Genomic DNA, 13,991 nt, shown 5'->3' with positions numbered 1-13,991 from the left:
CGATTTCGTCATTACCCGTCACTCCTTTATTTTTTGATTATTCACAATATACAACGAAAACGTATGTTCTGTAAAGAAAAAAGCACTTCATTCCTCCCACCTCTGAAGAAGTGGGCTTCCTGAAGTTCACTGCTGTGAAATTAGCAACAATGCAAGGTGCTTCTACTGGCTTTGGTGGTATTTTCACATTAGCTATTGATATTCCCCTTATTTTAGGGATGGCTTTAAAAACATTGCAAGAGATTGCGATCATTCATGGCTATAATCCGAATGATAAAATGGAGCGTATTTTCATCGTAAAATGTCTACAATTCAGCTCCGCCGATATTGTCGGTAAAGAAGCGATATTAAAGGAACTTTCGTCCATTTATGATACTAATAATGCAGCAGAAAATATGATTTCACAGCTGCAAGGCTGGAAGGAAGTTTTCTATACATATCGCGATCAGTTTGGATGGAAAAAGCTGTTTCAAATGATTCCGATTGCTGGAATGATTTTCGGTGCCTACGCAAATAAAGGCATGATTCAAGACGTTGCCGAAGCAGGTATTATGCTCTATCGTAAGCGACGTATTTATGAAAAAATGAATGAACTAGATAAGCAATAACACTTAAAAAGATGACTCTGATAGATCGGAGTCATCTTTTCTTTGCTTAATCCATATTTATATCTACAACTACATTTTCAAGGTACTCGTCAAGATTCTCTTTATTTACAGCCTGCATCATATTTGACCGTTCTTCCCTGTTCTCTAAAGATTCGATTATTAAATACCCCACATTTGGATAGTAATGCAGCCAATCAAAAAAGTTGTCCACATTCGTCGTTACTTCATTCACCGCATGGAAACTATAGACGGTGCCAAACACATCTACCATATCGTTCATCCATCTACTATAAGCCTCGTAGCGATTATCATTATGCAAAATTGTTTGAAGGCGTTTGGCAGGCATTAATTCCGTGAAGACAACTAATTCTGTATCTGGAAATGCATCTTTTATAGCTTGAAGCCTTTTTCGATAGTCGGTATCGTACATAAAAGGCTTAGCTGACTCTGCTTTAAAATTTTTCTTAAATTTTTGCCATTCCTGCTCCATATCATCATTCGGATACGTTGTTTGTGCAATATTATTACGCTTGTAACTTCGAGCACCGTCATAATGATTTGCTTTTGAAATATCATAATTAAAACGAGCATAATGCATAGTGCTTTCTGAAAATAAGGATTTTATTGCATAAAACGGTGCCTCCGACGTCTCAATATAAGTTTGCGGCGGATTCAATGAATTAGATTTACTAGTATTAGCTGAATCAAAATATAACTCAATAAAAATCTTCTTAAACGGCTTACCATTTTTCTTTTCAGCATATTCCATGTAAGGTAAGTATTCTTCTATTTGCAGCCCACTCAATGAATAATTATAGACACTTTCTTTTGTAAAGGCCCTCTCATCAAGATACGTAATCCTGCTCGTTCCAATTAATAAACTATCATAGTTAAAATCATGGCTATTGATATAATTTGTTTTTAACTGTCTTTCATCAAAACCTAGCTGATAGTCGTTAAAGTCATTGGCATGTGTGTAATTCCAAAGAGGGTCAATATAATAATTGAAACCCATAATTCCGAAAACAGGTAATCCTATTACTATGAAAGATGTGGCAAACAATTTTACTAACCATTTTTTCGGATCCAAGTTAATTCACACCTTTATTTAGAAATTAAAATATAAGAATATACTATTTTTTTGCATATAGTAGATCGATATAAGAACTAGCGCAATCATAAATTGCATATAAATGATAGCTCTCCAATTAAATTTCATCTTATCCATTAATTGAATAGAATTTAAGGCAGTAAATGCAATAACAAGTGCGATTAAGAGCCCTACAACAATCACTAACGGATCACTTAATGTTAATCCCATAATATTAAATGCATCCGCTTGAGCAAAATTGGTGAGCGGCTCCGTAAAGAAACTAGTTATAGATTCCATATTTGGCGTAAACATTTTAGAAATAATAGTATTTGCTTGCTCGAGGCTTGTTGCACGGAAGTAAACCCAAGCAATGTTAACAAATTGGAAAGTTATAAACCACGAAAGTAAATATGGAAGTTTAACACCTGTTTTACTAAAAAGTCTTACAACAACAGACGCAAAGCCATGCATAAGTCCCCATAAAATAAAATTCCATCCAGCGCCGTGCCAAAATCCACTGATGAAGAAAATAATTAAAATATTTATGTAAGTCTTAAAAGCCCCTTTTCGGCTACCACCTAACGGAAAATATACATATGTAGTTAAAAACCGGTTCAAGGTCATATGCCACTTTTTCCAAAACTCCTGAATATTACGTGCTTTGTAAGGAGAGAAGAAATTTACTGGCAATTTAATATTAAATAATAAGGCTAAACCAATCGCCATATCAGAATATCCACTAAAATCGTAATAAAGTTGCACGGTATATGATAATGAGGTGATCCACGCTTCTACAAAACTTAAGTTACTATAATTTTCAAAGCCTGCATTAGCCCATATGCCAACCGTATCCGCAATAACAATCTTCTTGACTAAACCGATGACAAAGATAAACAAGCCTCGCGCAACATTATCATGTATAATTTTTCGATTTTCCTTAATATCATACTGAGGAAGCATTTCATCATGCTGAACAATTGGCCCCGCTACTAATTGTGGGAAAAACAATATGAACAACGCATAATTACTAAATTTATAATGAGCCGTTCCATCTCGATAACTATCAACAATAAAAGCAATTTGTTGAAATGTAATAAAACTAAGCCCTAATGGTAGCAATAAATGCAACAATGCAATATCTGTACCAAATAAACTATTAATATTTGTAATGAAAAAATCTGTATACTTATAGTAGCAAAGTATTAAAACATTAAAGATTACTCCGATAATCATATACGTCTTTCTCAGACGATTACTACTATTATTTATGATCCGACTTAAAGCAAAGTTTACAATGATTGAGATTGTGATAATTGCTAAATAAGTTAACTTAAAATAACCGTAAAAAAACAAAGAGCTCAGTACCAACCAATAAATCGCATATTGTTGTTTACTGAAGCGATTTAATAAAAAATAGACTACAAATGTTACTGGTAAAAATAGAAAAATAAATTCAAAGGAATTAAAAAGCACTCCATCACTCTCCTATTAGCCATTCCTTTATATTCGTGCTTAATAATACAAGAGGCCAAACATAACATTATATTTGAAAATTGACCTAAAACAAAGAACAATATCAAAATAAAGTAAAGAAATACAAAAATCCAGGTTCATCACCATAATGTGTGGTTGATTTCCGTTCCGACTGGGCGCTTTGTTGCTGACGCTTTGCTTTCGCACAGATAAAACATTTGTTCGCTGACGCTTCGCTTTCGTACAGAGCAAAGCTTCCTGTGGGCGTCCGATGAGCCGCTTCACTCGCGAGGCTCGCTCCAGGGTCTGACCGGAACGAAGATCAACTTATATAGCATATATATCACTAGCGTCGAATAAAAATAATTCGACGTTTTTTAAAAACTGGATTTTCCGCAATATTATCCGTCCATAAAAAAAGCCTTTATAATGGTTTGGTCATCCAAATCCAAAATAAAGGACATAAGGCATGGATAAGTTTACACGAAAAACATCATTTTAACTGTCAGTTGCCCAGTCAAAGGTTATAGTAAAAAAATGGATGTTCACTATCTCTATATTTGAGTGTCTTTCATTTACTTCAAAAACGGAAGGAATAGAAAATTCAATTAAAATTTATGCTGCATATTTATTAATAACTGTTTTTCTTAAATTTTAGTGATTAGCCTACAATGCTTTAACATAGGAACAATTGTAAAATCCAATCATACTACCAGAAATAGATAAAGAGAAGGAAAAATCCATATACAATATCTCATTTTACCAAATTTTTAAAGGAAATTCCTGTATTATTGTCGAAATTACATACTAAAGGAGATAATAGCTAAAATTATCTCTTTCAATGATTCCATTCTCTTATTTAATTCTTAAGTTTTGAAACAACATAGATGGGGTGATTCTTTGAAAAATATAATTAGATTTTTACTAGCTCTTTCAACTATATTTTTTATTATTAATTTCTTACCTATTGAAGCAAATGCATCTAGTTTCCGTGAAGTCAAAACTATCAACCTTAAAGATGGTGTAGCCTTAAAAAAAGCAGCGTCCACTGATGCTGATACCGTTACCCATATTCCTTATAAAGCATTTGTCGTACAATATAATACTCCTGATTCTGATTGGGTACATGTACAATATGGGGATCAAAAGGGATTTGTTGAGAAAACAGCATTATCGGCGCCACCGTATACTATTAAAATTGCAAGTTCTAAGGGGGGCGTAGTCGTTAAAGACTCTCCAAACGTAAAATCCCCTACCCAAACGTACTTACAATATAAAATGGTGGTGAAAGATTTCGGCTCTGTTGGGGGCAATTGGTCATTTGTGCAGTATGGCAATATTATTGGTTATGTTAATTCTAAATTCATAGGTGACGTGAAACCATATCCAAAAGTGTATATCTATAATGGAGCTAATAGTTTATACAATATCGCAAGCTTTAGTGGTGAAAAAACACCTTTTTTAGCGAAACGTGGGGATGTTGTTCAAGTTTATTCTGAAATTGCAGGTTTCTCCTATGTGTCGTTTGGCAACCAGCAAGGATATATTTATAGTAGTGAATTAGTCGACAAAACAGTTTGGGCAAATCAACAAAAACTAACTTCCTTTCAATCTTTAGTACCTAAAAAGCATTCGACTGCTACAATGCAAATAAATGGGAAAACCTATAAACAACTGCAATTGAAAAAAACAGGAAATACGTATTCTTATTATGAAAAAAATAATAATAAGCCTATATTATCAATCACTTACAATACAAATGAGCTGGCAATCAAGGGAATAAACTTGCTGTTAGATTTAAAACTTCCCGCGCCTCTTGAGCAAATTAATGATACTAAAACATTAATTGTTCCAAACACTTCTCGAGATGCCTATTTACAGCTCCTTACTACAAAGGATTCATTAAAAACACCTCTGGGAATTTTGAACAATGTTACAACATTGTACATTTCATATAGTTTTGTGGAGGATGCTATGTCTACTGATATATATAAGCTTTATTTTTCAAAGAATTACGGTTTAGTCAAAATTACTGGTGGGGTTGATTTGGGGCCATCTACACATAACAATATTGTATTCGAGCTACAAACACTCAAGTGAGAATGACCTATACTGGGGAAGTTCGATTACAACTGGAAGGCCTGAACTCGGAATTGTACGAGTCTCAGGCCTTTTGATTTTGCTATAACTTATTACACTTAATGCGAATCTTGAATAATTCCTTCCTTGATTTCTTGTGCTATATATTTTTCTGTTTCTGTCTTGGGGACATCTGATGAGATAGCTTCAGGCAACAAGTTGGTTTGTGCTACTATGCTTCATTTCATTCGCTTTCGGCACACAACATAGTTATTTAATAACCACTCCTCCATTGCCTTGAACCTAGTTCTCATCACAATTACATAATCAGTGTTTTCATGCACTGATTATTTTATATTTTAATTAAAATTTTCCCTTGATGCTGACGACTTTCCATTAATTCATGCGCTTTCTGCATGTCCTCTAATGCAAAAACATTGGCAATTGGTACTTGGAAGCTTTCATCTTTTAATAAAGTAAACATCTCTTGTGCAACTTGTTGTAGCATTTCTGGCTTAAGAGCTCGGGTCGTTCCTAAGCTAAAGCCTTTCACATTACGACAGCTACTATGTAAATCAGATGTTTTTATATTTCCTGCCTTGCCACCACTATTTCCAAATTGCACTAGCGTACCATAAGGAGCTAAACAGTTAAAGCTCTCTTCCGTAATATTTCCAGCAATTGAGTCAAAAATAATGTTAACACCATGACCATCCGTATGTTCATTAACTTGAGCACTAAAATTCTCATAAGTTAGTACATGATGTGCACCTAGTTCATAGGCAATTGACGCTTTCTTCATATCACTAACCGTGCCAATAATTTTTTTGGCACCTAACTTTTTCGCCATTTGAATAAGCATTGTCCCTACCCCTCCGGATGCAGCATGAATTAATACACAATCGTCTTTACTAATTGGAGCGATTTGATGTGTCAAAAGATAGGATAGAAATGAAACCGTTGGCACAGCAGCTACCTTTTCCAAAGGGACATCGTTCGGAATTTTAAAAACGAGCTGCTCTTTCGCCACCACATATTCTGCATAGGCCCCATTTTTCGGGAATGCAATTACTTGATCCCCCTTTTTAAAATCACTATTCTCATCAAAAACTTCTTCAACTACACCCGCTACATCTAAACCAAGTATCATCGGAAAATTCGCTTTTGCTTTATTTCCTGTTCTGTTTTTTATATCAGCAAAATTCACACTCGTATATGACGTCCGTATTAATACTTCCCCTGCCGAAATCGTAGGCTTTGAACATTCCACATACGTTAAAACATCAGAAGTGCCAAACTCATTGATAATAACTGCCTTCATAAATTTCTCCCTCCTTGTTATAGTTAGATTATAAAATAGAACAATTTTCACAAAAAGAGACACTAGGAGAGATTAAATGTCCACCTTTCTATCAAAAAATAAAACACTATTTTATTTACTTTCACTCTATTGCCAACAGAAAGGCAACACTTTTCCTCAGCAACAATTAGCTTCTATATTAAAAATAAGTTCTAAACAACTGAATCGTTATCTTAAATTATTTCAGCAACACAATTGGATAACTTATAAAGCTGGGAATGGACGCGGACACTTATCCAAAATCCAATGGCATGAAGATATTGAACAAATTATTGTAGATACGATTAGGCCTCATCTCTCAACAATAACAATGATGGATTGGGAAGAATTGCTTACATTTCCTAATTTAACAGACTCTTTAGCAGTAAACTTTAAGCATCTATATCATCAAAATATAAAAAATAATATTTTATATAATGAGCGTTTGATTGCACCAATCTATCATCCCATTTATAATTTACAACCTAATCAGGTAAATGATATATATAGTGCAGCACTTCTTTCCAATATAACAAATCGTTTAGTCGAGACAGATACTAATGGTAATATTATTCCTTCTCTTGCTCACCACTGGAAAATTAATGACATGAATTTACGTCTTTATTTACGAAAAAATGTTGTATTCCACAATGGTGATTTACTAACCGCACACGATGTAGCTTGGTGTTTACGTCAATTACTACATCTTCCTTTATGGAAACCTATTCGAGAAATAATCATCGTGGATATGTGGACAATTGATTTTATTCTTTCGGAATCCTGCACGTACGTACTACACTTACTAACAGATATAAAAACAAGTATCTATAAAGTTGTAGATAATGTAGTTTTCGGAACAGGTCCTTTTGCAATATCTAAGCATACACCCAATCAAATTGTTTTAGAAGCTTATGATAATTATTTTGGCATGAGAGCTTTATTACACACAGTAGAATTAAACATACTTCCAAAATCATCTAATTCGTTTTATCAAACTAATTTTTCAAATGAAATCACCCCCAAAAAAATTAATATCCAAAATGGGGTTTGCGCCATTATTTTAAATAAAAATGTGGAAGCTTGTTCAACTAAAGTACAAAGGCAAGGAATTAAAAACGTAATACATAAGCATTTATATAAACCTTTGCAAGATGATTCTTCATTACAAAATCATTTAAGTAGTTTTAGTAATGCTATCTCACAATTAAGTAAAAAAAAGGTTTTAAAAATTGGCGTGCCTAGAGGGAAAGTCAATCTAAACCAATATTTATTTTCAGCTTTAACGAAATATGGTTATCAACCTCAACTAGAAGCATTAACACTATCTCAATATATTAAAGATTCTCTTCAACCTCTGAAGTACGATGCGCTTGTTTATACAAATGTAGTAACTGTAAATACCGCTTTCCATAAATTACATGACATGTTCAGCCCAGTTTCTCCAATTTATAAAATTTGCAAAGAAGATACATATTTTATAAATATCTTTGAAAAATTTAAAATTGCAACTATAGCAGAATGGCCGTTACTTTTCGATTCATTAAACCACTATTTAATTGAAGAAGCTATTTTGATACCATTATTTACATATCTCGATGATATACCGTTTGCCCACGATATTTTAGAATTAAACTTCAACCACCTAGGGTACATCGATCTTTCAACAATCTGGTATGACAAGGAGGAACTATGATGAAAATGAAAATGAAACCGAGGAAAGAGCAACACAATGGCGTTGCATACAATCACTTTGATAGCACTAGCGATAAAGTGTGCTTTATGTTCTCTGGCACAGGCTATACGTATGAAAAACCACTTCTTTATTATTCCACTGCACTGATGCTAGAACTTGGCTATGATGTAGTACAAGTATGCTATACATTCGATCCGCAGCAATTCGAACAGGCGCCAGAAGCTATTTCAGAGACGGTTTATGATGCAGTAAATCCTATTGTAGAAAATATTTTTAGCACCAAATCTTATACGGAAGCTGTATACTTAGGAAAATCACTTGGAACATTGCCTATCGTAGATTTTTATATGCAACAGTCTTCACTTGTTCCTTCTCGTTATGTACTTTTAACTCCCTTATTGTCTCTTGAACATATTATGCAAAACTTACTAGAGAAGCATGCATTTCTAGCAATCGGTACAGCTGATCCTCATTATTCGAAAGAAAGTTTAGAACAACTTTCTTCACATGAGGTTGCTATTGTAGAAAATGCTGACCATTCTCTTGAAATAGCTACTAATACAGTAAAGTCAATAATCATTTGCCAGTCACTATTAACAACGCTTAAAGCTTATCTTCAATAAGATTGTCGGAACCTTTTCGTGAAATATCGGTATCATTTCTGAATTTATCGGAATGTTTTCAAGATTTATCGGAACAATTTCATAGTTTATCGGAATGTTTCTCACTTTTATCGGAACAATTTTAAAAAAACGGCTTGAGCCCATTAAAATAAGGCTCAAGCCACTTAACCCCCATTTGAGTATTCAGGGTTCCTCTTATGAACAATCTGTGTTCCTGCTATATCACCAGTAACATTGACAACGGTGTTACCCATATCTACAATTGGAGAAACAGCCGCAATGATTGGTATTATCGTAAGCGGAAGACCCATTGTAGAAAGTAATAGTGATGCCGTAACAACATCCGCTCCTTTCACTCCTGCGCAACCCATTGCAAGAACAACCCCTAAAAAAGCAATTTGTAAAATCATACTGAACGTTATAGGGAGACCGTATAGATTTGCTGCGAACACGGATAGGACACCCAATGTTGATGCTAATCCATTCATATTAAGTGTTGCGCCAAGTGGAAGCGTAAAACCATATATATTTTCTGGTATTTTAAGCCCGTCTCTTGAAACGTCCATCGCTGCGGGAAGTGTTGCACTACTTGATGTTGTACTGCAAGCTACTAGCATAGCCGGACTTACTTGCTTGTAAAAGAATAATGGACTGGTTTTCCCTAATACTTTTAACATAATCGGATAGACAACTAAAAGAATAATGGAAAAACCGATAAAAGCTGATAATACGTATCGACCCACTTCGATGACTACCCCCAACCCAAGTGTTCCGATAACGTTTGCGATTAATGCCATAATTCCATAAGGGGCAAAATTAATAACAATTTCAGCAATTTTAATCATCAAATTTGCGCCTTCATGAGCTAATTCCTTCATTCTCTTCACCTTGTCTCCAAGAAGAACCATTGCAATTCCGACAAAAATACCAAAGATTATAATTTGAAGCATATTTGTCTCTGACATTGCTTGAACAACGTTTGACGGAAACCATTGAACAATATTATCAAGAAAACTAAATTCCTCTCGCTCGATAGTTTCTGTTTTACCAAGAAGTCCTATCTCTCCTTTACCAGGCCTAATCAACAGGGCAGTAATAACACCAATAAGTGTCGATAATAAAGTGGTAACTATATAAATAAGCATTATTTTACCACCAATAGACCGTAACATTTTAATATCTTCAAGCTTCGTAATACCCGATACAATACTGAAAAAAGCCAGTGGAACGATGAGCATTTGTAACAAACGAATAAAAACGTCCCCGATAGGTTTTAAAATGGCAACTTTAGGTCCGAAGATCAAACCTAACACAACCCCAACTACTACGCCGATGAAAATCTTTACATATAGCTTTTGCTTCCTCCACCATTTCATGCAAACACCTCCTTATTCTCCAACCACCGGAATCTAAATATTCAGTCAATAAAATTCGCAATATTTAACTATCGATTATCTGTATTATCTTCATCATTTTTAAGTGGCACTTAAATTTTTGTGTAAAAAACGATTTATTACCATAATAAAGGATGACATTTTTGTTAAAACGTATGCCATAAATACATTGAATTGGAGTAAAGACTGAGCGCCCCAAGCTTTGCTCTGTAGCGAAAGCAAAGCGGTAGCTAAAAAGCGCCCAGTCAAATGGAAATCAACCCCACGTTATAAAGATGAGCCAAAAATGGACTCAATTGAAATATTTCAAAATCTTGATAGTTCCAATTAAAATGACACTTAACTATAACTTAAAGGTTAATGCTAGTTCCCATTTTATTTTTAACAGCTTTTTCGTAAAAATATTTTGCAACGACAATGTCTACAATGGCTAATCCTACTGATTTAAATAGAGTAATTTCTTCTGAGCTTTCTCTACCTTTTAATTTCCCATCTACAATTTGTCCGAGTTCTCCAAAGATATCGCCTGAATCAAAAACCCCTTCATTTATTGGAATTATTATGTCACCCGTCTCTTCTATGGCTGCTTCTTTGGATTCAACTACTACCTTGTGAGCTGAAGAAAGAGCATGAGATGGCAATTCTTGCATCGTAGGTCTGAATGAACCAACCGCATTTACATGAGCACCAGGCTTTAACGATTCAGAAAAAACTGGTGTTGAAGAATTGGTTGTCGTAACAATAATGTCAGCTTTACGTACCGCTTCATTCGGATCTGAATAGACTTGTACATGCTTATCAAATTTGTTGCTAATGTACTCTGCAAATTCATGTGCTTTTTGTTCTGTTCTATTATAAAGAAGAATTTCTTCAATATCTCGTACAGCAACTATAGCTTCAACTAGACCTTTTGCTTGTTCCCCCGTGCCGATGATGCATAACTTTTTTGAATCTTCACGGGATAAATATTTCGTTGCAACACCTGATAAAGCACCCGTTCTAATCATCGTTAAATAAGAACCTTCTAGAAGAGCAATTGGTTCCCCAGTTTTAAAGTCTGATAGCATTACCACTCCAGTTATCGTTTTCTTACCTAACTCTTTATTATTAGGGGCTACTGTTACTACCTTTAATCCAACACTACTAAGTTCGTCAGCTACAGAAGGCATAATCAATGCTGTATTTTGGTCATTATTAAAAGGCAGAGCAGCGCGGATAGGTGTAATAGTTCTATTTGCTGAAAATTCCTTTAAGGCAACAGCCACGCATTCAATAATTTCATTCATATCTACTAAACTTTTTTGTTCATCCGAACTTATAACTAACATAATTCTCCACCTTTTTTCTAACTGTATTTCTTCTTTTATTTAAATTTTAGAATACTAATTTGGATACATTTACTTCAATAAAAACCCTCTATTAAGGGGATCATCTGGACTAATCACAAATTGATGGAAACCTGTGATAAAGGCATTCCCACTAACTTTTGGAATAACAGCTTTAAATTCATCCACTGTCGTCAATGAAAGTACTTCACCAACAAATTGTCCATCTGTTATACTTTCATGAATAAAGCTTCCCTCTTCCTTTAGTACGCCACGTTCGTATAAAGTAGCTGCTCTTGCAGCAGTACCCGAACCACATGGGGATCGATCAACCTGTTTATCTGCAAAGATTGTGACATTTCGTAAATCAGCATTGCTGTCTTTTGGATTATCAGAGAAAATCACACCGTAAATCCCTGTTATATCTTCATATGGATGTTTTACTTCGATTTGACTTTCGATGTAATGTTTAATTTTGTCACCCGATACTTGCAAATCCCATAAATCCTTGTTGTTCACTTGTAGGCCAACTTTCTCACTATCAACCACGGCATAAAAAGCACCGCCGTATGAAATATCTACATCAAATTCGTGACCATCAATTTTAATCGGGAAATCTTTTCTATAGACAAAAGAAGGAACATTTTCAAAGGAAACCGATTCTACTTTAGTTCCACTACACTTTGCATACGCCGTTACAGGCCCACACGGACAATCAATGATAAGTTTATCGTTTTCATCTTTTACCTCAATCATGCCTGTTTCAATAGCCATCGTCACTACCGCAATAACGCCATGACCACACATTGTACTCCAGCCCTCATTGTGCATGAACAAGACACCTATGTCTGCACCTTGGGTCGCTGGTGGAGTAATAATGCAACCATACATGCCATCATGACCTCTAGGCTCATACATTAGTACTTCTCGAATATGATCCAAATGTTCCATACAATAGGCACGTCTTTCTAGCTGCGTTTCTCCTTTAATTTCAGGTAATCCCCCAGTAATAATCCGCAACGGTTCGCCTGACACATGAAGATCAATAGTAGTAAACATTTTTTTGAATTCCATAATTCTTCCCTCCAATTTAATTTGAAAATTAATAATCGCAGAAGCTTCGATAAACACAATATTTAATAACAGCTTTAATTTTCTGCTTTAATTCCTCGAAATTTCAATACGACTTAAATTTTAGAACAAAAAAATATACGTATTTATTGGCTCTTCACCAAAATATGCACTTACCTGCACATTACGCTACGGGCATGGCCTAAACCTCCCTTCGCTTCATGTACTATTATACGAACCTACTTTTTAATTAATAACAGATTTTAGTTGTAAGTTCAAAATTTAAATGACACTTAAATTTTCATTTAAAAAAATATGACAACTGTATCTCATTCCTAGTAAAGCCTCAGTTGAATTTGAGCAATGTAAGGCGTTTACATTTATTATACACACCGTTTTCGAAAATTCAATGTTTTTTGAATTTTTCATCTAAACCTTAACCCTTTCTAAAAATCCGACAAGGCAACCTTTTTAATACATCATAGATTTCAATCTTATTTCTACTCACATTTATAATGAATTCCAAAATTACAAACTGCAAAACCCAAAGTCTTCCATAACTTTACAAGAAGTTAAGTATTATATATACTTTATCACAATACGACTATATTTGAGGTAGATAAAATGGATCGAGATATAGGAATTTTAATAAAAAGACTTCGTAAGTCGAAAAAAATGACGTTGAAGGAAGTCTCTGAAAAAACAGATTTATCTATAAGCTTTTTATCTCAAGTGGAACGATCTCTTTGTTCCGTTACACTACACTCCTTGCGCAAAATATCTGAAGCTCTTGGTGTTAGTCCAAGTTATTTCTTTCCTGATTCAATACAAATGGACAAAGATATGATTAGACGTGGCGCTTCTAAACAATCGGAACATAAATCATCGTTTATCTATTCGGACCTTTCTGGAAATGTTTCAAATCCCATATTTGTTCCAATTTCAGTAACCTTATTGCCTGGGGACAAACGAGAAACGCCTTTTTCTCATGAAGGACAGGAATTTATTTATGTCACCGATGGAATCTTGACTATCATTCTTGATAATACAGAATATGATCTTTTTCCTGGGGATAGTATTCATATGAATTCAACCATACCCCACAACTGGTTTAATAAAACAGATAAACCTACAAATTTCATATTCGTTTCTTCAACTTCCATCAAAGTCTAAAATAATGCCATAAATCCTCTAACTAACGCATAGCTTCGTATCCATGTAGATATATGCCCATTTTGGATAAATTTATTATTTTGACAAAACTTAGGTTCATCACCAAAACGTGTGGTTGAT

At 34.4% G+C, this 13,991-nt stretch carries 11 protein-coding genes and 1 pseudogene; 5 read left to right on the top strand and 7 right to left on the bottom strand.

Going from position 1 to position 13,991, the window contains the following annotated elements; all coding sequences use genetic code 11:
- Positions 1-134: 134 nt before the first annotated feature.
- Positions 135-608: pseudogene (locus QRN68_RS05355) on the top strand (EcsC family protein); the annotation flags it as partial.
- Between the two features lie 46 nt (positions 609-654).
- Here the strand turns inward: QRN68_RS05355 and QRN68_RS05350 are convergent.
- Genes QRN68_RS05350 through QRN68_RS05340 form a run of 3 tightly spaced genes read right to left on the bottom strand, consistent with a single transcriptional unit; the run spans position 655 to position 3,459 of the window.
- Positions 655-1,698 carry a hypothetical protein gene (locus tag QRN68_RS05350; RefSeq protein WP_285395713.1) on the bottom strand — a complete coding sequence of 348 codons (1,044 nt, stop codon included), beginning with the start codon at positions 1,696-1,698 and terminating at the stop codon, positions 655-657.
- Between the two features lie 18 nt (positions 1,699-1,716).
- Positions 1,717-3,174 carry an MBOAT family O-acyltransferase gene (locus QRN68_RS05345; RefSeq protein WP_285395712.1) on the bottom strand — a complete coding sequence of 486 codons (1,458 nt, stop codon included), beginning with the start codon at positions 3,172-3,174 and terminating at the stop codon, positions 1,717-1,719.
- A 39-nt stretch (positions 3,175-3,213) separates the two neighbouring features.
- Positions 3,214-3,459 carry a hypothetical protein gene (locus QRN68_RS05340; protein ID WP_285395711.1) on the bottom strand — a complete coding sequence of 82 codons (246 nt, stop codon included), beginning with the start codon at positions 3,457-3,459 and terminating at the stop codon, positions 3,214-3,216.
- Positions 3,460-4,074: 615 nt separating this feature from the next.
- Between QRN68_RS05340 and QRN68_RS05335 the strand changes: the two genes are divergently transcribed.
- Positions 4,075-5,274 carry an SH3 domain-containing protein gene (locus tag QRN68_RS05335; protein WP_285395710.1) on the top strand — a complete coding sequence of 400 codons (1,200 nt, stop codon included), beginning with the start codon at positions 4,075-4,077 and terminating at the stop codon, positions 5,272-5,274.
- 331 nt (positions 5,275-5,605) lie between these two features.
- Here QRN68_RS05335 and QRN68_RS05330 read toward each other — a convergent pair whose 3' ends face one another.
- The gene (locus tag QRN68_RS05330) at positions 5,606-6,574 is read right to left on the bottom strand and encodes a quinone oxidoreductase family protein (protein WP_285395709.1); all 969 of its coding nucleotides are present in this window, start codon (positions 6,572-6,574) and stop codon (positions 5,606-5,608) included.
- A 76-nt stretch (positions 6,575-6,650) separates the two neighbouring features.
- Here QRN68_RS05330 and QRN68_RS05325 point away from each other — a divergent pair, with 76 nt between their 5' ends.
- Together QRN68_RS05325 and QRN68_RS05320 are read left to right on the top strand one after the other, a co-directional pair.
- The gene (locus QRN68_RS05325) at positions 6,651-8,285 is read left to right on the top strand and encodes an ABC transporter substrate-binding protein (protein ID WP_285395707.1); all 1,635 of its coding nucleotides are present in this window, start codon (positions 6,651-6,653) and stop codon (positions 8,283-8,285) included.
- Positions 8,285-8,908, top strand: a complete 624-nt coding sequence (locus QRN68_RS05320) for a hypothetical protein (RefSeq protein ID WP_285395706.1) — start codon at positions 8,285-8,287, stop codon at positions 8,906-8,908. The genes QRN68_RS05325 and QRN68_RS05320 overlap by 1 nt, the downstream gene beginning before the upstream one ends.
- Before the next feature lie 164 nt (positions 8,909-9,072).
- On the opposite strand, the gene QRN68_RS05315 is transcribed toward QRN68_RS05320, so the two are convergent.
- The 3 genes from QRN68_RS05315 to QRN68_RS05305 all read right to left on the bottom strand — a co-directional run bounded on the left by QRN68_RS05315 (position 9,073) and on the right by QRN68_RS05305 (position 12,701).
- Positions 9,073-10,284, bottom strand: a complete 1,212-nt coding sequence (locus tag QRN68_RS05315) for a dicarboxylate/amino acid:cation symporter (RefSeq protein WP_285395705.1) — start codon at positions 10,282-10,284, stop codon at positions 9,073-9,075.
- Between the two features lie 368 nt (positions 10,285-10,652).
- Complete coding sequence (locus tag QRN68_RS05310; protein WP_285395704.1) at positions 10,653-11,630, bottom strand: ornithine cyclodeaminase family protein; 978 nt, start codon at positions 11,628-11,630, stop codon at positions 10,653-10,655.
- A 69-nt stretch (positions 11,631-11,699) separates the two neighbouring features.
- Complete coding sequence (locus QRN68_RS05305) at positions 11,700-12,701, bottom strand: proline racemase family protein (protein WP_285395703.1); 1,002 nt, start codon at positions 12,699-12,701, stop codon at positions 11,700-11,702.
- A gap of 621 nt (positions 12,702-13,322) precedes the next feature.
- Here QRN68_RS05305 and QRN68_RS05300 point away from each other — a divergent pair.
- Complete coding sequence (locus QRN68_RS05300) at positions 13,323-13,871, top strand: helix-turn-helix domain-containing protein (RefSeq protein WP_285395702.1); 549 nt, start codon at positions 13,323-13,325, stop codon at positions 13,869-13,871.
- The last annotated feature ends 120 nt before the right edge of the window (positions 13,872-13,991 follow it).

The organism is Lysinibacillus sp. fls2-241-R2A-57, from assembly GCF_030209535.1.
Classification (GTDB): domain Bacteria; phylum Bacillota; class Bacilli; order Bacillales_A; family Planococcaceae; genus Lysinibacillus.
Note: the sequence above shows the minus strand (reverse complement) of the source record. Positions and strands in the feature narration are given on the sequence as shown.

What these genes read in the sequence shown, in the direction of transcription:
- QRN68_RS05330 (WP_285395709.1), bottom strand. Translation starts at nt 6,574, where the DNA reads ATGAAGGCAGTTATTATCAATGAGTTTGGCACTTCTGATGTTTTAACG.
- QRN68_RS05325 (WP_285395707.1), top strand. Translation starts at nt 6,651, where the DNA reads ATGTCCACCTTTCTATCAAAAAATAAAACACTATTTTATTTACTTTCA.
- QRN68_RS05320 (WP_285395706.1), top strand. Translation starts at nt 8,285, where the DNA reads ATGAAAATGAAAATGAAACCGAGGAAAGAGCAACACAATGGCGTTGCA.
- QRN68_RS05315 (WP_285395705.1), bottom strand. Translation starts at nt 10,284, where the DNA reads ATGAAATGGTGGAGGAAGCAAAAGCTATATGTAAAGATTTTCATCGGC.
- QRN68_RS05310 (WP_285395704.1), bottom strand. Translation starts at nt 11,630, where the DNA reads ATGTTAGTTATAAGTTCGGATGAACAAAAAAGTTTAGTAGATATGAAT.
- QRN68_RS05305 (WP_285395703.1), bottom strand. Translation starts at nt 12,701, where the DNA reads ATGGAATTCAAAAAAATGTTTACTACTATTGATCTTCATGTGTCAGGC.
- QRN68_RS05300 (WP_285395702.1), top strand. Translation starts at nt 13,323, where the DNA reads ATGGATCGAGATATAGGAATTTTAATAAAAAGACTTCGTAAGTCGAAA.